Raw genomic sequence first — 19,174 nt, 5'->3', positions numbered from 1 at the left:
CTTGTATTACGACATTTTCACAATTTGAGTTTCATATTTATATAGAAAGGGTTTTTCATTATGCCCGCACAAGTTGGAATGGTAAAAGTACTAAGTGTGTCCGGTTCCAGTATCTTTAATATTGGAGATGTCTACAGCATGGCACCCGCTGCTTCTGTAAAAACATTTGCAGGAGGCGGTTCCTTTAATACAGGTACTGGAATCCGCGTAAATATAGATCGATCAGCCACCTACATCAATGATCGGGAAGAAATTGATCAATCAATCGTTAACTCCTAGGAGGGAGACCAAATGAATTTAACGGTCCACCAAACGATCTCGATTCGTTTCCTGCGGATTGGATCGGTAGCCAACTCATCGATTGTTCAAATTGGAAGTTCTGGAGTTATTCAAGCTAAAGCAGACCTCTATAATACTGGGGGATACACAGGACCTGGCGAAACAGCTCAACCTGTTTCAGGGCAGGTTACCGTACCCGAAATGGAGGCTGCTGGTACTCTTGTTCCACTTTCCATAACCTAGGCACATATCACGCTGTTTTCGCATAGGATAGTACGGGGGTGAATGCCATTGAACAACTACTACCAATCATGGAATCATTGGATCAGCCAAATCATGAAGCAAATGCAGGATCAGCAGCAAACCATTGACCGCCTTACTCAACAGGTCGAGCACTTACAAACCCAACAGCACCCTAAGACCGTCATTGAAAAAATCGAATATCATTTTGACCAATTAAAAATAGAAACACTTGAAGGAACCCTGCAAATTGGACTGACTCCAAATGGAACAGATGGAAACATTCTTGAAGACCTATACACCCCGGACGCCCAAACACCAGAAACTCATCCATACCTTCATGAATTGATGAAGGACGGGGTGCCTCAGTATATTGACAGCTATGTCAGTGAACATGGATTTCACCTTAGTGACAAACACCGGGAGCACATGATTACGGATATCAATAATCAGCTGCCTGAACGCTTTACGATTCACCAAGACCAGCACCCGGACCTTGACCCATCAGCGATTGTTCAGAAATTACACCAGGAAGTCCGCCATTCCGTTGCTCAATACTTCACTTCGAAGGAAGGAGAGAATTTCGAATGAATTACACCGTGTACAATTACGGGTTGCATGTCGGGAAAATTGATGTCACAGGTGTAGCCTCCTCCTCTGTTTTTTTAATTGGCGACAGTGAGACCATCCGTCTTCAATCCTTTTTTGATACCCCACCAGAATCGTTAGTGATCGGTCCATTTGTTCCTATAGAAGAGGAAGGTACCCTCGAGGAGGCCGCTCCAGTTGAAGAATAAGCGCATCGCTATTGCCCAATCAGCCCATGTTAATTCAGTTACCATCGGTTCAGGACTGCTAATAGGCGACCTAAAACAAATGAATCCACGCTCACGAGCTATTGCAGTACAAAGAGAAGGTCCTCATACGATTGAAGATAATGTGTCCTTTTCTACTTACCCTATTTTCCAGCGGGAGCCATCGCCAATGCTTCCTCCTCTTACGATTTCAACCTCCTTCCACCACGTGGATCCCGAAATTTGTGTTGACTCCATGTTCATGCTTGGAGCGTCTACGGCTTCAGCTATTCAAATAGGAGGCATTGACAACATCGATGCCCATGCTCGCGTTAAACATATTCGAATCCTAAGTGACGAACAGTAAAGAGCGCGCATACTTTGTATCATTAGGCTTTAAAAAAAGGAGGGCTTTTTATGCCAGCCATAGTCGGCCCGATTCGTATCAATAGTGTAGGTGGAGGTGTAGTGAACTTCGGGGATGCTTTTTATCTTGCACCGAAAAGCACGAGTAAAACGAATGCCGGTTCAGGAGCGTTAAATACGGGGGATTTTATATGTACGAATAACGGGCTCAGTTCCACGAATCCATTTGACCCTGACGTGAATGATCAAAATGTGACCGCCAATAGATAATTTTTTACAAATGCTCAATGGAGCGGACTTTTTGAAGTCCGCTCTTTCGTTATAATAAAACCATTTCGCCAAGCATAAATAATGTGCCAGACCTTCAAGCGAAGCTGAAAGTCTGGCACATTTTAATGATACTTTTTTGTTACTTAAACCAGTTCAGCGGCGCAGGATTTGTATTTTCAAATACATGTTTAACTTCGGTATATTCCTCCAGCCCTTGCTTACCGAGCTCACGGCCGATTCCAGAGGATTTATACCCTCCCCACGGGGCCTGGGCGAAATAAGGATGGAAGTCATTAATCCACACCGTTCCCATTCGAAGTTCGCTTGCAACTCGCTCTGCTTTCCTTATATCCGTCGTCCACACGGCCCCGGCAAGACCGTACTTAGAATCATTCGCTGTTTGTACAGCCTCTTCTTCAGTATTGAATCGTTCCACCGTCAATAATGGACCAAATGTTTCTTCCTGTACAATCCTCATCGATGGTTGACAGTTCGTAAAAATCGTCGGTTCAAGGAAAAATCCAGATTGTAATTCTTCCGCTTGAGGCCGTTTTCCACCTACTACTAAGTCAGCTCCTTCATCTACGCCCACCTCAATATATCGCTCTACTTTTTCACGGTGTTCTTTCGAAATAAGCGGACCGGATTGGGTAGTGTCGTCGAAACCGCTGCCGAGTTTGATATGCCTCGTCCGTTCCACTAACGCTTCTACAAAGTCATCGTAAAGCTCCTCTTGAACGAGCAGGCGGGCCCCAGCAGAACAAACTTGACCAGCATGGAAAAAGATCGCATTCATCGCCTGATCCACAGCTGTTTCAAAATCGGCATCCGCAAATACAATATTAGGGTTTTTACCACCTAGTTCAAGAGCAATTTTTTTAAAATTTTCTGCGGCAGCCGTCATGACTTTACGTCCTGTCTCGATGCCGCCCGTAAATGATATGAGATCAACGGAATGACTCTCAGCGAGGATTTGTCCCGTTTCGGCACCAGAGCCCAGCACTAAATTCACGACACCTTCCGGAATGCCGGCTTCCTCAATTAGTTCTGTTACTTTAATCGTTGTTAATGGTGTAATTTCACTAGGCTTGATGATCAGCGTATTCCCCGCTGCTAACGCAGGGGCAAGCTTCCACGAGCCTTGCAGCAATGGATAATTCCATGGTGTAATCTGCCCACAAACCCCAACAGGCTCGCGGACTACTTTACTTCTGGATTCAGGAATAGGGGATTCGATCACTTCACCGCCATCTTTATCAGCGAGCCCTCCGTAATAGCGGAACACTTCCGCGATATCCGCCATGTCGGCCAGGCTTTCCGTCATCGTTTTCCCTGTATCCAGCGTTTCCAATTCAGCTAATTCCTGCTGATCACGCTCAATAAGTTCAGCAATTTTCAAGACGAGTTTTCCACGTTCTGAACCCGGCATATGACGCCAGCCACCCTTATCGAAGGCTTCTCTGGCAGCGTCAATCGCCAGTTGAGTATCCGTTTCATTCCCTTCTGCCACTTCTGCAATACTTTCTTGATTGAACGGATTGATGATTGTTCGTGTACAGCCACTTGCAGCAGCAACCCATTGGCCGTTAATATACATTTTTGTCATAGCAAAGTCCTCCTTATCAACTATAAATCAGAATACCTGCGATTCCGGCAAGTCCAATCACCCAAAGAGGAGATACCTTTTTGTAAAAAAGGATGATCGACAAAACCATAATTCCATATTGAGAGTATTCAGCCGCTTGCGAAAATAACTCATTCTCGATTCCCATTCGAACGCCCGCATATAAAATCAGCGCTGTAATGACAGGATGAATTCCATATAAACTGCGGTTTAACACATTCGGACGAGCATGGTTAGTTATCACTTTGATTAACAGCAGCACCATTAACAGCGACGGTAATAAATTTCCTGCGGCTGCCATGAGAGCCCCAGGTACCCCGGAGGTTTGATAACCGATGAATAATGCTGTATTCGTCGCAATCGGACCTGGCGCGGAACCCGCTATCGCAATAATATCTGTGAACTGCTGCTGAGGGATCCAGTGATGTTCACGAACCGCTTGAGCCATCAGTGGAATCATGGCATACCCTCCGCCAAAACCGAACAAGCCTATTTTAAAAAACTCGACGAAGAGATTGAACAAAACCATTCGCTTCAGCTCCTTTTATTGCGGCACATCGAATAAAGCCAGCCGGCTATCCCTCCGCCGATAATTAGAAAGACTGGGGAAATAGCCAGACCGAAAAGTAAACCAGCCGCGGCTGCGAACAACAGCAGCGTGAATGGGTCACGAATCGATAACCTGCCTATTTTACAAGCGGCGTACAGAATCAGTCCAATAATAGCGGGACGTATCCCTTTAAAGGCGTCTTGCACGATGGCAAGATCCTGATAAGTTAAATACAGATAAGTCAACACAATGATAATCAGGTTCGCTGGCAGCAGCATGCCAACCATGGCAGCTATCGCTCCTGGAATCCCATGGACTTTGTGCCCTATATAAATGGAGGCATTTATAGCAATGGACCCTGGAGCTGATTGCGCAACCGCTACAATGCTTGGGACATCCTCTTTGGCAAACCATCCCCGCTTTCGGACGATGTCTTTTTCAATGTGGGGAATCATGGCAATTCCACCGCCAAAGGTAAGGGGGCTTATTTTCATAAAGGTTATAAAGATCCTGAACAGCACGACCAAATCGTGGCCGACTGTGTTGTTTTTCACAGTTTGTAGTGACAAAAGTTATTCTCCGCCTAAAACACGAGTACTGTGGGGCGGCTGCACTCTTGCATCAGGATCAATGTAATGCTTAATCTGACTTATCGCGGTAGGAGCTTCTCCAAAACCAGTTGCGATTAATTTTACTTTTCCGTCGTAAGTTGTAATGTCACCGGCAGCGTAAATTCCCGGAATATTGGTTTCCATTTTCTGATTGACAACGATGGAGTTCTTCTTAAGTTCCAGTCCCCATTCCTTGATCGCTCCAAGACTGGAAAGAAAACCATGGTTAACGATTAAAGAATCAATTTCAAGGCTTTCCGTCGCCTCCCCTTTTGGTTCTTTTAAGACAACAGATTCAATATAATCATCCGTACCAACCAGTTGATCGATTCCTCGGGGCGTCTTAATTTGAACACTCGTTTCTCTTAATTGATTAACGCTCGATTCGTGAGCCCTGAACTGATCACGCCGATGAACCAGCGTCACTTCTTTGGCCACATCCTTCAGCATCAGTGCCCAGTCTACAGCCGAATCGCCGCCACCTGAAATACAGACTCGACTGCCTTTATGAGCCTCCAGGTCTGTCACCGAATAGAAAAGGTTCTTCCCTTCATATTGCTGAGCCGCTTCGTGTTTAAGTCGACGTGGCTGAAAGGCCCCCGCACCACTCGTAATCAACACGGTCTTCGCATAATGCACCTGTTTCGTCGTGGTCACTTTAAAAAGACATTCCTCAAGCTTTTCAACGTCCTGAACATTTTCCTCAAGGCAAATATCCGGATCAAATTGCATCGCTTGCTCCTCGAGTTGGTGAACTAAATCTTTCGCTAACACTTTAGGGGCTCCTGCTACATCATAAATGTACTTCTCAGGATACAAAGCCATCAGCTGCCCGCCAAGCTGGGGCAGGCTATCCATGACCTTCACTGACATTTCCCTCATGCCGGCATAGAAAGCCGCAAATAACCCCGTCGGACCTCCCCCTATAATGATTACATCACTAACGTTTTCAGAACTGTACATGGTCAACACCTTCTTGTTTCATTATTTATAAACGATAACGTCTTCATCTTCTACGCGTACTTTGAAACTCGGAATCTTCTTATCAGGATTCGCAAGCATTCTTCCTTCATTTTTAATATCAAACTCTCTGCCATGCCACGGACAGCGAATAATTTCACCTTTATGGCAATACTCGTAGTCACCAGGCTTACTTTCTTCGGTTGTGGCCCCACAGAGCATTCCACGGTCAAGCGGCGCCCCCTGGTGGATACATTGATTCATAAAAGCATAGAATTCCCCGTCGGGAGTCCGGCAAATGAGTACATTCTGTTTTCCAAAAGTAGATTTCTTCATTTCTCCTGGCTTAATATCAGATGTTTTACATACCACTTGTTCTCTCATGTTACCCCTCCTCTGAATTTGGTAATTTCGGATAAAAATTCTTGGCATTTTCTGAGAAAATCTTTCGCTTTAGTTCGGAATCCATATTCGGTAAAGCACGATGAGGTGAATCGTAATCCCAGTGAGGATAATCTGTAGAAAAACATAACATCTCATCTGTCCCCATTTGCTCAAGCAGCGACATAAATTCCTTCTTCGTCAGTTCTTCAGCAGGCTGTGTCGTGAAGCGGACCTGTTCCTTCATAATCTGACTCGGCTTTCTTTTCAGCCACGGAACTTCATGACGCAAATCACGGAATTGCTGATCCATTTTCCACATTAAATGCGGAATAAAGGTGAACCCCCCCTCGATCATCATTAAGCCTAGGTTAGGAAATTTCTCAAATACTCCGTTGAACATCATGCTCGTAATTTGTTTCATATGTGCTGTCGGGATTAAGGTATGCCATTCGATAAAATATCTTGGCCACTTTCCATAATAAACAGGTGGTTCATTGTGATGCATGCCAATCATTAAGTTGTGTTTTTCAGCCGCTTCAAAAATCGGATGATAGTACGGTTCACCCCACATAATGTCGTCAATCGGCAGCAATACTTGCACCATTTTCGGATGAGAACCAACTCGTTCGATTTCTTTCACCGCTTCATCACGATCCTGTGCCGCAATATGCACGGAGCCGTATAAGCGTTCGTCCTTTTCGAGCCAATTTTCGATTTGCCAGTCATTGTACGCCGTCGCAAGAGCTGCAGCCATCTCGTGCCAGCCATGCATCGAAGAAGGTGAAGGATCAAGAGCACTTGTCAATATTCCGAACTCATGACCGATGTCATCAAGCAGCTGCCCTTGCATAAAAGCGAGATCTGATCCAGCAGGCCGACCGTCAGGCAGGATCGCATCAGCCCGATCCACCCCCGCTACTGACGGTTGGGTATAGGGCATATGTTTCTCTTGAATCCAGTGACAATTTTCAATGTAATGGCGAAACGGTTCATCCAATCGATCCAAAAGGTCTCGATATTGAACTCGTTCGTGAATATCCGTGTCTACTAGCGGAATTGTATTCTTTGGCATAGGTAAGTCCTCCTTGTTGTTGCTTTTCGCGAATAGTTCAAATCGTATCAGGGAGACATTCATATCGCCAAACCCGCTGAGAGGCACTGAGTAGCATTTAGATCCTTCAGTGACGTTCAGTGAAGCTCAGTAACGTTCAGTAATAACTTTATGTTTTGTACAAAAAATTTTTTTGATTTATTTTCACCCGAATTTTCCGACTAAGGAAAATGTCGAAAAATACTGAAACGACAAGGGTTAAGGAATCTTGGGAGAAAGCACCAACCATTACTTATTTTTCGGAAGTGGGTTTGCAATTCATATAAAATCTATGTAACATTTGAAAATGTTGTAGACGACCTCCTTCCTTTTATCACAGTTTTATAGAAACATAACTCAATATAGAGGTGATTAAATGAAAAATGTAACAGCCGTTTTTTGGTTTGGTCTTGCCGTTTGTGGACTATTTGTCCTATGGGGAGTAGTGGGACCAGAACATTTACAAATGACTACAGCTAAGGTAACAGAATTCATTTCCACTACGTTTGGGTGGTATTACTTATTAATTGTGACCTTGATGCTAGCATTCTGTGTGTATTTAATTTTTTCACGATTCAGTCACATCAAGCTAGGTAAAGAAGAGGACAAACCTGAGTTCAGCCTGCCAACATGGTTTGCGATGTTATTCAGTGCAGGCATGGGAATGGGGCTCGTTTTCTGGACGACCGCAGAACCAATTTCACACGCTTTCAAAAGCAGTCCCGTATCAAAAGAAGGAAGTGAGCAAGCTATCAAAGAAGCTCTGCAGTTTTCCTTTTTCCACTGGGGGATTCATGCCTGGGCCGTATATGCTCTAGTAGCTTTAGTACTCGCCTATTTTAAATTCCACAAAGGTTACCCTGGATTGGTTAGTGCCACCCTCATTCCGGTATTTGGTGAAGCAAAAATGTCAGGGAAAACCGGAGTCGTCATCGACACGTTAGCCGTTGTCGCAACAGTTGTTGGAGTGGCAGCAACTTTAGGGTTCGGAACGGCCCAAATTAACGAAGGACTTGCCTTTCTATTCAATGTACCGAGTAATTACACCGTCCAATTGATCATTCTTGTCGTTTCTACGATTCTATTTATCTATTCAGCCTGGTCAGGCGTCAGCAAAGGGATCAAGCACCTTAGTAACATTAATATGGTTCTCGGATTTCTGCTGATGCTCCTCCTCTTGATCGTTGGACCTACGTTATATATCCTCAATATGTTTACAAGTTCAATTGGGGGCTACCTTGCGAATTTCTTTGAGATGAGCTTTCGCATTGCTCCACTGAACGAGGAAAGTCGCTCATGGATTAACAGCTGGACCATCTTCTACTGGGCCTGGTGGATTTCCTGGTCGCCGTTTGTCGGAATTTTCATTGCCCGTATTTCCAGAGGGCGTACGATTAAAGAATTTATGCTCGGTGTGCTGTTTGTTCCAGCCATCGTCTGTTTTATCTTTTTCGCCGTATTTGGCGTTTCGGCGTTGAATCTTCAACAGCAAGGAATCGAGGCCATTTCTCAGTTTCCGATGGAGACAGCAACATTTGCTACCCTGCAGCATTATCCTCTCGGAACACTGATGTCGTTTGTGACCATTTTTGTCATTGCTATATTCTTTATTACATCCGCTGATTCGGCAACATTTGTGTTAGGAATGCTGTCTACACAAGGTTCCTTGAACCCAGCAGGACCCGTGAAGATTTTATGGGGACTAGCATTATCAGCTATGGCCGCCATCATTGTGTACTTTGGCGGCACCCAAGGCTTGCAAAATGTGCTCATCATTGCAGCCTTGCCATTCTCGATCGTCGTCCTGTTAATGGGGTACTCCTTCTTCCGGGCCGCAAAGGCAGAAGTAGCACCGGTAAAGCGAAAAGAAAAAAATCTTGTAAAAGAGAAGAAACCGTCTTGAATGTAAAAAAAGGTTGTTCTGATTCGTTTCAGAACAACCTTTTTGTATATCAATTCTGACACCTCTGTCTTACAGTGCTCTTTACTTTAAAGTGCGTCGCCGGTCAGGCATCAACTAGTTCTTCTATCCTATTTAGAGCTACTTTTATCTCACTCAGATCTTCTACAACGACATCAGCCTGCGACAGTTCTTCTTCTTTTGCAAAATCAAACTTACAGCCTACCGAAACTAAAACATTATCCCGAGCTGCCTTGATATCAGATAATCGATCTCCAACGACGGCTCCTTTTTTAATCTTATATTTTTTGATGATTGAGGCGATTAAATCGGACTTGTTCAGCGATTGGATTTGTTCGATGCTAAATATTTCAGTCACCCAATTATCCAGACAATAATAATCGGCTATGGCATTTAAATAGGCCTTTAATCCATTACTAGCTATGTATATTTTGTAATCATGATCTTTTAAATAACTAAATAACTCTTCAACATGCGGATAAAGGGCACCATTTCCTTTATTAATATTTTCAATCAACTTGTCATGAAAGAAATCATTGGCCTGTTCACGGGTTTTGTTTGATTGATCAGGTAATAATATTCGCCATACTTCGGGCAAAGGCACCCCCATAATTTCACGATAGTCATCAATAGGTGTTTGCTTATCCCATTCGCCGAGTGACCTTAGCTGGTCAAAGGTATCCTTCAGCGACAATTCTAAAATTCTGTCCGTTTGAAATAGAGTTCCGTCCATATCAAAGATTAAAGAGTGTGACATTGCTTCCTCTCCCTAATAAAAATTTCATTACATTTTTATCTTAAACAAAGTTTACTCAGGGCGAAACTTAACCTCATAAAACCTCATCGCTTTTTTATTTTCCTTTTAAAAAAGGATAAGAGAAGACTAACCCTAGCACATAAATAACGATCAGGAAGTAAGCAGGAAGTAAATGATAAAAAGAAGTATATCCAATAACAAAATGAGTCGCGATCCCCGCGATAAAGGCAGGCGGTGCACCGATCGCCAGCGTATTCCATACCCAGCTCTCTCCTTCACGGAACCCCCATAACGCGATGAGAAGCACTAAAACTCCTACACTGACTAATGCTCCGCCAAAACCCGCACGGTCATGGGCAATCACAGGGATCAAACGCTCATTGAGTGATTGCAGTATGTCAGGGGTAGCACAGATAAAGGTGATATCCGTCGGTACGAAAACATTGGTCATCCCAATGATCATAATCACTATCCCGCCTATTGCAATAAGAGCACCAAGGAGGATAAATAGCAGCTGGCCCCAATTCGCTTTCTGCCAAGCCGAGTGGTTCGATTGATTTATCGAACTAGGGTGGGAACGAGAATATTTTGTAAGCAGGAAACATCTTAGGTAAATCGGAAGCAGAAGGACCCAGAACACACCATGCAGCCAATCAAAATAACCATAACCAATAAAAGCGAAGATTCCTAGGAAACCTGCTATAGCTGCAACATGAAAAGCTCGACTTGCCCATCGCAGCAGATAAACCATGGCGTTTCGGGACAATTGTATGTATAGAATTCCTCCGCTGATCATCGTTCCAGCCAGGGCCATTCGATCATGTGCCATAAAAGCTAGTATTCTAGGATTAAACGCCGCTATCTGTTCCCGTCTCATCCCAATAAAGGCTTCATCATACGGCAAAATAACCAAAGTCATGCTAAACACTAAGGCAACGATACCAGCGAACAAAATCGCTAATCCAAACAGCAGCCCCCATCGAGCTCCTGAATCATTCCTCTCTGCAACTCCATCAGATAACTTTAGTTCATTAATTCGCTTCGGCAAACCTGGCCCTGAAAAAACATACCCTTCCTCCAGTAACAGAAGCGATACACCCGCTTGGTGGAGCTCAAGCGCTTCGATAGGTTCACTTACTCCTCCCTTCGTAATCATCGTGCAAGTTTGGGACACTTTTGATCGAATTGTACGAACCGCCTTGAGAAGGGAATGTGGAGCATCTTTACTTTCGGTAAAATATGAGTCTGTCCGTATCTTAGAAGGTTCTACAATTACCCCAGCGATATGATTTGATCTCATCAAAGTCGAAAGTTGATCAACCTCTAACTCATCTGCGTTCTGATGTATGTATAGATTCTTATGTATAGCAGTGTTGTTTAACTCATAAGCTTGCTTTAAGCTGATCGAGAATGAGTCAACGATATCACCAAGTACCTTTATAATTGTAAGTACTTCGCAGCCCGTCATCTGTTCATCCATCGTCACAATGGCAGGTCCCCCAAACCGTTTGATCTGGTCCCTGCTCTCCTCAACTGTCTTCATGGGCTCTTGCAAAGGGAACCATATTTCCTCTCTATCTGGCTTCATGATCGGCTCTTTCCCGTTGCTATTTGCAAGGGAGACGGGACCAACCTCAATAACACTAACTCCTAATGATGAAAAACTTTTTGCGCCAGTCCCATTTGGGTCAAGTCTTGCACTCACACCAATTGAACTTGCGTAATGTACTCCATCGACAATGGACCTTAACTCGTTCGGAGGGTGCAAATGACCGAGCATTTCAATAAAAGATCGTCCCCCCGGGATGGAGGCAATGCAGCCCATAGATTTATAAATGAATTCTCTAGATTTCCCTGGTGACAGTTTCGTTAACCAGGGTTTAAATAATGGATGATAACTCCAGTCTGGCATAAAACGCTCCTGTTCAACTATTGTATTTCTTGGTAAAAAGTCTGTCTGATTCTCATCTTATCGAATCTCATTCTTTTTTACTAGGATTGAAACAAAAGGAGTTAATCCCGACATCTAAAAATCCTCCTCACTGAGTCCACACTCAAGAAAGGAGGATTTTGAAAATAACATTACATGCGTAAGTTCGATTCCTGCTTAGGTGATAAACAAATATCAGCGTTTAATAGCCTGAAAACTCCTCTGTTTTAATATAGTCTTCATGAACTCCAGAATCCACGAGCATTTGGCGCATGTCCTGTACCATATCTGGCGGACCAGATAAGTAATAAATCGGCACGTTCACATCTGAAACATGTCGCTTAAGCATCTCAGCATCAATCAATCCGCTTTCCCCATTCCATTCACCAGATTTGGCTTCAGTCATGACAGGCACAAATGTAAAATGAGGATTTTCATCAGCATACCCTCTTAAATCATCCATAAATGGCGCATCCGCAGGGGTATTGTTCGAATACAGCAAGATCATCTTATGCGGTAATTGGTCATGTGTAGCCTGAGCAATCATGCTCCGAACGGGTGTGATACCGATGCCGCCTATAATAAATACCGCTGGCTTGGCTTCATCTTGGTGCAAAGTAAAGTCCCCATGGGGCTCGCCAAATTTGACTTCTGTACCCTCCGGCATATTTTTCAGCACTTGTTTGAAGGCAGAGTCAGACATACGAGTGGCTGTCTCTACGTCCTTTTCATACGGAGCATGCACGAGTGAAAAAGCCCGTTCATTGCCTTGATCATCAGTCTTATGTGGATCAACTAAGGTAACCTTACAATATTGACCGGCTATAAATTCGAATCCTTCTGGTTTTTCCCAGTGAAAGGCCATCGTATCGTTTGCTATTTTTTGTTTTTTTAATAATTTCACGTAATAGGTCGGCATTAGCTTCCTGCTCCTTTTTCATGCAGACAAAAGATCTGAAATGCCTGCATTTTTTAGCTCCGTTTAGAAACATTTCTCCCATTTAGTTAACGTTCATTGTTTATAGGTTTCGCAACTTTATTCAAGCTATGTATGTAAAACAAGACAGCTTAAAGTGTCATCTTACTTTTTCCATAACAATGTGCCTGCATGAACACGAGTGCTTGTGACTATGAGTACTGGTCAGAAATTCATTTATTTAGAGTTCATATAAAACCCCAAAGCCTCTCCTTGCAAGTTGGACAGGTGAATTCGCATCTTACTTCAGCCATTCGGCGTATCATTTCCATTATGGTGACATTTAGAAGCGCCGCCTCTATACTATCCTTAAGAAAGCCTCAGTCTAAGGAGGGATTTGTGCCATGAAGATTTCGCTAGATATAGACCCTGAGCATGAAGAAACAAAAGTTACCATTCACTGTAAGGGAGTCGATGCGTCCATTAATGAAATTCTTGACTTTCTCAATGCGAAGAATACCGAATTTATTGTAGGCAGAGATGGAGAAAGACAGCACATTTTAAAACCAACTGACGTTCACTATTTCTACTCGGAAGAAGATACCGTTTTAGCAGCCACTGCTGATGGAAGTTTCAAAGTAAAAGAAAGATTATATGAGCTCGAGCAATTCCTCCCCTCCATACAGTTCGTGAGACTTTCCAAATCCGTCATCGCCAATCTTTACGAAGTAAGTCATTTCGAATCATCGTTTAACGGAACTCTCTGTGTGTATTTTAAATCAGGCGTGAAGGAATACGCCTCAAGGCACTATGTCGCAAAGATTAAGAAATTATTAAAAATGAACAGGAGGGACAATAAATGAGGAGATTTTTATTCAGAAGCATCATGGGCATTTTCTTTGGCGGATTTATTGCAACTCTTACAACGATCGCTTTGATCTACTTTGGTGAGCAAAGCCTCATTGACGGAGAGCTTTTCCTGAAAAACTCACTAGGTTCCATATTTTGCGGCTGGCTATTCACCGTTACACCGCTGTATTTTGAAATCAGATCATTACGTCTTTATCAACAAACAGCCCTTCATTTCACCACCGTTACCATTCTCTACCTGATTTTAGCCTTGGCAATAGGCTGGATTCCAGCCGAAACCAAGCATATCATTCTTTTTCTCATCATTTCTGTTATCACTTATGGTATCGCATGGTTTGGGTTCTTTCTTTATTTTAGACATGAATGCAGAAAACTTAATGATGACCTAAAGCATATTTGACAGTGACGTTTCGGTCACAGCTCTTCTAAAGAACTTTTTTAACGGAGATTCTTAAATAGTGCATCGGTATTCTTAAATAACGCAGGCCCTTTCTAAAATAACCAGCTAGGATTCTGAAATATCCGGTTCAGATGCACATTTCACTTATAAATAGAAGAAGGCTCCACTGAAAAAGCGGAGCCTTTACTAGCTTATTGTTTTCCTCTATTTGGCTTTTCGCAAGGATCATGTCCATTACCAGGAGAATCACATTTCACTACGACCGTTGTTAATGGGTCTAATGTAATCTCATTGGCATTCAACTTAAAGCCTGAACGATCACTTACTTTTCCCTTTCCTGCTTCATCACTATCTACTATAACTTTACCCGCTGCTAAGTTATAGTTATTTAATGTAAGTTTACGTTCTTGATTATCGGCATTAACGAATACAAAGTAACTCCCTGTATCATCGGTAGATTCAGCTTTATAAGCGATGATCAGATCTTGTTCTTCCATTTCCGGCACATCGATAAGCGACACATTGGAGTTAACTTTGTCCTCCGTTCCTAAACGAAAAGCATTCGTTGAGCGACGTAATTCGATCAGGCCTTTCGTGTATTCCAAAGTCTCCCTGTGAATTCCTTCCCCTCTCATTTTGCTCCAATCCAACATATTGATTCGATCAGAAGAATCATAGGAATTATCAATAAAATATGGGTGTTCAAAAGGTTCTCCATTTTGATCTACCATATAGGTTGCTCCCTCTTTGGGCTTGTCTTCACCCTTCCACTGTTTCGTTCTCCCATATTCTTGGCCTGCATGGAGAAATGAAATTCCCTGGCTGGTTAAAATCATGGAATTGCCTAATCTGATTCTTTTTTGGATCTCTTCCTCATGTTCGGCCGGGTCTTTATTAATCGAATAGGCGATGACATCATGAAGGGTCAGATTATCATGTGCTGCTATATACTGAACAACATCACCTGGATCATCTTCCTTCACGTTTCCTGGCTGGGCCTTAATGTTGTTAAATATGGTTTGAATATCACGAGCTCCACCTGTTATAAATCTTGGCTCCCCTGCAATACCAAACCCTGATTTTAATTCATTTCTAATTTCATCGGAGAATACACTTGCACCATTCGTATGCCCCATCCAATCCTGGTCAGCTGGCATGACTTCATCTTCAGGACCACCATCCCCAACAAACGTCCTCCAGCCTTCTCCGATCATTAGAATATTCGGGTTTAATTTCTTAGCTTCGTTATAGGCTTTTTGTACACTTTCAGCATCTAAATCTCCCATCAAATCGAACCTGAATCCGTCCACTTTAAATTCATCGACCAAATATTTAATAGAATCAACCATTAGTTTTCTTGACATGGCATGTGTAGTCCCAACTTTTCCTCCACCATAGCCCACTTTAGGGTTTCCCTCTTCATCCATAAAATGATAATAGTTAGGAACAAGGTCTTCCAATATACTTACTTTTGCCGTGTGATTGTACACCACATCCAATATTACTCCCATATCTCTTTTATGAATTTCTTTAATGAGATTCTTTAGTTCTGCTATCCGTGCTTTGGGATCTTTCGGTTGTTCGGAATACATCCCCGTTGGTGAAAAATAGCTGTGTGGATCATATCCCCAGTTATAATTATTACCTTGTGAAGAATACTCCAATTCCCTTTCATCACTGGTAAGTTCATTTCCAAAATAGTACTTCATCACAGGAAGCAGTTGAATATGTGTTACCCCTAATTCTTTAATATAATCGAGTTTCTCAGCAAACGCGTTAAAGGTTCCAAATTGTGACTGCAGCTCTGATTCGAGGCTTGGATCAGAAGTAAAGTCTCTGACGTGAGCTTCCCAAATAATAGCATCTTCCCGCTTTTCGAACCCATCTATATCCGCGTAATCTAATGCTGGTCCTATCGATGAGGGGTCAACAATCGCAGCTTTGCCAACGCTGTCTCCGTCCTCATTGTTCCATGCTGCCATGGATTTTGCATAAGGATCAAGACCGACGTTCGTTTGGCCGTACACATCTATTTTGTATTGATAGTAATAACCGCTTAAGTCACTAATTCCAGTATTGGTTTGATCAAGTCGGACTTGCCATACACCGTTTTCACTCTGAGACATGGGTATGCTTTCTTTCATCACTTTATATTGGTCGTCTTTATCATAGAGAATGACTGAAACATTGGCAGCAGGGGGAGACCAGAACTTTAATGTTGCCTCGCCATTACCATGCAAGGTGGCACCAAGATCGTCGCCCTTGTAGGCAAATTCTTTGTCCATTAATTCCCAAGAGATCCTCGCATGTTTTTCTGTTCCATTAAGAGAAACGGTATAACTTTTCAACAGATCAAGGTTTTCAGTAGTAGTCAGCGTGAATTGTGAATGATTTACCTTGACGCTCTTTATTCCGATCTCTGTGCCATGTTGATCAACGATTTGTAGATCATCACGTGATAGCTCTTCACCACTTCCATTTAAGTAACCTGTCATTTGATTTTTGCTAGTAATTTCAGCATATGTCAGTTCGCTACTTGTTTCAGGTTCTTCCAAATAGACTTTTTCTTGACCTTGAACAAGCCAAAATTCTCTTTCCCCTGATGTCGGAAAAGAACGATCCTTCACAATATCTTTTGTATCACCCTTATGAACAATAAAGTTCAAGCCGTTTTTAATATTGCTTACTTTGATATCTTTGTATACTCCCCATTCTGATTTCTGATCAAAAATAACAGGATCAGCCCAGTCTACGACAAAATCAATGGCCGGATTACTCTCATCCTGGTTCCAAAGGTGTAACCCCCAGCCACTATACTCATTATCCGCCCTTTGGTAATGAACCCTTATATGACCCTCTGGGACCTGTGATTCAGTAAATGATTTAGATGTTGTTTCTTTCCTGGATTCACTAGCAGCAATGCTGCCTGATGATGCATACACCATAACAAATGCCAGCATGATAAGTACACTTTTTTTCAGGACTTTTCTCATTAAACACTCTCCCTATCCATTTATGACGACTTCTTAAATTAACAATTAGGGCAATCGTTTGCACAAAAGACAAAAAAACACCAACTCTCTTATATTCCTCCTTTCTTTACCTAACTTATATCACTAATTACGTTACCATTTTCCGAAAGCCTTTTCAAATTAATTTTTTGACTAGTCTGACATTTATTATATCATCGATTCACCTTGCGTTAATCTGCAATAGCTCAATTAATGATTTTTTAACCATTTCAATTGAAGCAAAATTCTATTATATTAAGTAACGAAGGGGATCTTTATTTTGGGGATGGAATAATTATTCGAAAAGGAAAGTGATTCATCACATGCTATACATATGGGATATCGAAAAAATCATTAGAAATACCTTACAAGAGCACAATCTACCGATTAATTATGAGTTTAACAATGATCTGCCTACACCTATGAATTTTAATGTATCGACGAACACGATAAAATTTCATTATCTGCAAATCAATGGATATCTAAGTAAAATTAAATTGAAAGAAACTGATGAAGACCTTGTTAAGATTATCCTCTATCACGAAATTGGGTATTATTTAACTTTTAGGAAACATAAACATGACCTAAAAACTCTCATGTATGGAGAAGAAGAGGAAATAGCAGCTCTTCAATCTGAAATCGAAACGAATGCCTGGGAATATGGCAGAGCATTGGTACCTGAACAACTGGTAGAATCATATGACAAGGTCCGAGAGCTGGATAGCGTGCTAATTGAGGGGTTATCAAGCCCACATAATTAGTGTAGGTTAGCTCTTTCAGAAATAGCCACCATGTTGATGGGATAGCGGGCTATTTCTTTTTTTTGTAAATGTTTCTATCACTGCTCTTATATCCACAAAAAAGAAACCAGCTTATAAGCTGATTCCCTGCGTCCATTAGCAAGTTCATTGGGTAATCTGCAAGGCAACCATCCTCCATGTTTAATACCAAGCCCCAAATCTAGTTATAGATTCGAAACTTTAGTAAAAAAGCTATGGTTTTGCCCATACTAAATATAAATAACCTGCTAAATATCTTTCTTCTTTTATCATTTTTAAATGGGATTTTTTTACGAGCTCAGTAATGTTTCTATTTTGACGGCACCCAAAAAGTTTTAAGGCTAAAGGATCTAATGTTTTTTGCAGTAAGGCTAATGATTTTTTGTTGCAAATCCCGTGCTCCATCATAAGTATTTTACCTTCAGACTTACACCACTTTTGAAATTTATTTAAAGTATAAATAGGATTTTGGTACGCACATAAGGTTCCAGAAGATACGATCGTATCAAATGTGTTTTCATCGAATGTAACAGATTCCACATCTTCTTCTATGAATGTCGTTTCAAAGGGGTAATTTTTTGCGGAAGCCTGTGCCACCTGTAACATGGCAGGACTAAAATCTAAGCCTGTTAGTTTAATATCTTTATTATAAAAAGGAAAGTTAAGCCCGGAACCAATGGCAACTTCTAGAACATTTCCTTCAGCCTCTGGAAAAATTTGTTCACGAAACTTACTAGCACGATCATTGTTCCGACGTTTATTATATTTGTTTGCTTGCTTATCGAACTTCTTAATTAAAGCTTTACGATTCATACGCCACCCACCGCTTTCCAATTTAATGAGGGTTCTTATCTAACATTACTTCGATTTTCCATTTTATAATCCCTGCGATACTTCATTAAATGGACCCTTACATGAATAAAGAACGCAATTCTTACTTCAGAATTGCGTTCTTTTATGAAAGTTCACATCATACGTCATTTAGACCTCAACACCGGGAACGTCAAAACTTTTATACTGTCTCTAAATTCAATATCTGCTAAAAGGATAGGCCAAGAGGCAGAATCAGCCCCGTGATAACGGTTAGACCTAAGAAGATAATTAACAAAGCCGGCAGAAATCGTGGGGTATCGTTTTTCGATTTATGCATGAAGTACATCTCGATTAAACCAATACTGCTAATCCCTAAGAACACTTTAAACAAGCTTCCAAGCGACACCGGCTGCATGCCAAGCGAAAAACCGCCGGATAAAACGGCTGCAACAAAAGAAGCGCGTAAGATATAGTGCAAAATAATGGCAGTTCTGTTCTTTTGAATGTTATACAAATGATTCACAGTGATGAGCAAACCAATGATAATGATAACCACTGCCAAGTGAAGATGAATAATCATATCTCTTACCTCACATTCTCTAATTTTAA

At 42.0% G+C, this 19,174-nt stretch carries 22 protein-coding genes; 10 read left to right on the top strand and 12 right to left on the bottom strand.

Annotated features, from left to right (window positions below; translation table 11 throughout):
* Positions 1-60 precede the first annotated feature (60 nt).
* The 6 genes from B5354_RS13710 to B5354_RS13685 are packed head-to-tail and all read left to right on the top strand — an operon-like array spanning position 61 to position 1,949.
* Positions 61-279 carry a spore germination protein gene (locus B5354_RS13710; RefSeq protein ID WP_079529380.1) on the top strand — a complete coding sequence of 73 codons (219 nt, stop codon included), beginning with the start codon at positions 61-63 and terminating at the stop codon, positions 277-279.
* Between the two features lie 12 nt (positions 280-291).
* The gene (locus B5354_RS13705) at positions 292-522 is read left to right on the top strand and encodes a spore germination protein GerPB (protein ID WP_079529379.1); all 231 of its coding nucleotides are present in this window, start codon (positions 292-294) and stop codon (positions 520-522) included.
* A gap of 48 nt (positions 523-570) precedes the next feature.
* Positions 571-1,110, top strand: a complete 540-nt coding sequence (gerPC, locus tag B5354_RS13700; protein WP_079529378.1) for a spore germination protein GerPC — start codon at positions 571-573, stop codon at positions 1,108-1,110.
* Positions 1,107-1,316 carry a spore gernimation protein GerPD gene (locus B5354_RS13695; protein WP_079529377.1) on the top strand — a complete coding sequence of 70 codons (210 nt, stop codon included), beginning with the start codon at positions 1,107-1,109 and terminating at the stop codon, positions 1,314-1,316. The genes gerPC and B5354_RS13695 overlap by 4 nt, the downstream gene beginning before the upstream one ends.
* Positions 1,306-1,680: a spore germination protein GerPE gene (locus B5354_RS13690; RefSeq protein ID WP_079529376.1), complete on the top strand. Its 375-nt coding sequence runs from the start codon at positions 1,306-1,308 to the stop codon at positions 1,678-1,680. The genes B5354_RS13695 and B5354_RS13690 overlap by 11 nt, the downstream gene beginning before the upstream one ends.
* Positions 1,681-1,730: 50 nt before the next feature.
* Complete coding sequence (locus B5354_RS13685) at positions 1,731-1,949, top strand: spore germination protein (protein WP_079529375.1); 219 nt, start codon at positions 1,731-1,733, stop codon at positions 1,947-1,949.
* Between the two features lie 139 nt (positions 1,950-2,088).
* Here the strand turns inward: B5354_RS13685 and betB are convergent, their stop codons facing one another.
* Genes betB through B5354_RS13655 form a run of 6 tightly spaced genes read right to left on the bottom strand, consistent with a single transcriptional unit; the run spans position 2,089 to position 7,150 of the window.
* Complete coding sequence (betB, locus tag B5354_RS13680; RefSeq protein ID WP_079529374.1) at positions 2,089-3,555, bottom strand: betaine-aldehyde dehydrogenase; 1,467 nt, start codon at positions 3,553-3,555, stop codon at positions 2,089-2,091.
* Between the two features lie 16 nt (positions 3,556-3,571).
* Positions 3,572-4,102, bottom strand: coding sequence for a chromate transporter (locus B5354_RS13675; RefSeq protein WP_079529373.1), 531 nt, complete (start codon positions 4,100-4,102; stop codon positions 3,572-3,574).
* 5 nt (positions 4,103-4,107) lie between these two features.
* Positions 4,108-4,692, bottom strand: a complete 585-nt coding sequence (locus B5354_RS13670; RefSeq protein ID WP_079529372.1) for a chromate transporter — start codon at positions 4,690-4,692, stop codon at positions 4,108-4,110.
* A 3-nt stretch (positions 4,693-4,695) separates the two neighbouring features.
* Entirely contained in the window at positions 4,696-5,697 is a 1,002-nt protein-coding gene (locus B5354_RS13665) for an NAD(P)/FAD-dependent oxidoreductase (RefSeq protein WP_079529371.1), read from the bottom strand.
* A gap of 21 nt (positions 5,698-5,718) precedes the next feature.
* Positions 5,719-6,078, bottom strand: a complete 360-nt coding sequence (locus B5354_RS13660) for a Rieske (2Fe-2S) protein (protein WP_079529370.1) — start codon at positions 6,076-6,078, stop codon at positions 5,719-5,721.
* Between the two features lies 1 nt (position 6,079).
* Positions 6,080-7,150: an amidohydrolase family protein gene (locus tag B5354_RS13655; RefSeq protein ID WP_079529369.1), complete on the bottom strand. Its 1,071-nt coding sequence runs from the start codon at positions 7,148-7,150 to the stop codon at positions 6,080-6,082.
* Positions 7,151-7,544: 394 nt separating this feature from the next.
* Here B5354_RS13655 and B5354_RS13650 point away from each other — a divergent pair, with 394 nt between their 5' ends.
* On the top strand, positions 7,545-9,071 hold the full coding sequence (locus B5354_RS13650; protein WP_079529368.1) for a BCCT family transporter: 1,527 nt from the start codon (positions 7,545-7,547) through the stop codon (positions 9,069-9,071).
* 103 nt (positions 9,072-9,174) lie between these two features.
* Here B5354_RS13650 and B5354_RS13645 read toward each other — a convergent pair whose 3' ends face one another.
* From B5354_RS13645 to B5354_RS13635, 3 genes are all read right to left on the bottom strand, one after another.
* Complete coding sequence (locus B5354_RS13645) at positions 9,175-9,846, bottom strand: HAD hydrolase-like protein (protein ID WP_079529367.1); 672 nt, start codon at positions 9,844-9,846, stop codon at positions 9,175-9,177.
* A 94-nt stretch (positions 9,847-9,940) separates the two neighbouring features.
* Positions 9,941-11,758 carry a dihydroorotate dehydrogenase gene (locus tag B5354_RS13640; RefSeq protein WP_079529366.1) on the bottom strand — a complete coding sequence of 606 codons (1,818 nt, stop codon included), beginning with the start codon at positions 11,756-11,758 and terminating at the stop codon, positions 9,941-9,943.
* A gap of 220 nt (positions 11,759-11,978) precedes the next feature.
* Positions 11,979-12,695 (bottom strand): FAD-dependent oxidoreductase, encoded by a 717-nt coding sequence (locus B5354_RS13635; protein WP_079529365.1) that lies wholly within the window; start codon positions 12,693-12,695, stop codon positions 11,979-11,981.
* 401 nt (positions 12,696-13,096) lie between these two features.
* Between B5354_RS13635 and B5354_RS13630 the strand changes: the two genes are divergently transcribed.
* Together B5354_RS13630 and B5354_RS13625 are read left to right on the top strand one after the other, a co-directional pair.
* Positions 13,097-13,555, top strand: a complete 459-nt coding sequence (locus tag B5354_RS13630) for a LytTR family DNA-binding domain-containing protein (RefSeq protein WP_079529364.1) — start codon at positions 13,097-13,099, stop codon at positions 13,553-13,555.
* The gene (locus tag B5354_RS13625) at positions 13,552-13,962 is read left to right on the top strand and encodes a DUF3021 domain-containing protein (RefSeq protein WP_079529363.1); all 411 of its coding nucleotides are present in this window, start codon (positions 13,552-13,554) and stop codon (positions 13,960-13,962) included. Before B5354_RS13630 ends, B5354_RS13625 begins: the two co-directional genes overlap by 4 nt.
* 191 nt (positions 13,963-14,153) lie before the next feature.
* Here the strand turns inward: B5354_RS13625 and B5354_RS13620 are convergent, their stop codons facing one another.
* Entirely contained in the window at positions 14,154-16,955 is a 2,802-nt protein-coding gene (locus B5354_RS13620) for a pullulanase (RefSeq protein ID WP_245804795.1), read from the bottom strand.
* Between the two features lie 341 nt (positions 16,956-17,296).
* Here B5354_RS13620 and B5354_RS13615 point away from each other — a divergent pair, with 341 nt between their 5' ends.
* Positions 17,297-17,734 carry a hypothetical protein gene (locus tag B5354_RS13615; protein ID WP_079529362.1) on the top strand — a complete coding sequence of 146 codons (438 nt, stop codon included), beginning with the start codon at positions 17,297-17,299 and terminating at the stop codon, positions 17,732-17,734.
* A 231-nt stretch (positions 17,735-17,965) separates the two neighbouring features.
* Here B5354_RS13615 and B5354_RS13610 read toward each other — a convergent pair whose 3' ends face one another.
* Positions 17,966-18,565 (bottom strand): class I SAM-dependent methyltransferase, encoded by a 600-nt coding sequence (locus tag B5354_RS13610; RefSeq protein WP_079529361.1) that lies wholly within the window; start codon positions 18,563-18,565, stop codon positions 17,966-17,968.
* Positions 18,566-18,791: 226 nt separating this feature from the next.
* Positions 18,792-19,145, bottom strand: a complete 354-nt coding sequence (locus B5354_RS13605; protein WP_079529360.1) for a DUF1516 family protein — start codon at positions 19,143-19,145, stop codon at positions 18,792-18,794.
* Positions 19,146-19,174: the final 29 nt, after the last annotated feature.

It is taken from the genome of Halobacillus hunanensis, assembly GCF_900166655.1.
GTDB classification, from domain to species: Bacteria; Bacillota; Bacilli; order Bacillales; family Halobacillaceae; genus Halobacillus_A; species Halobacillus_A hunanensis.
Note: the sequence above shows the minus strand (reverse complement) of the source record. Positions and strands in the feature narration are given on the sequence as shown.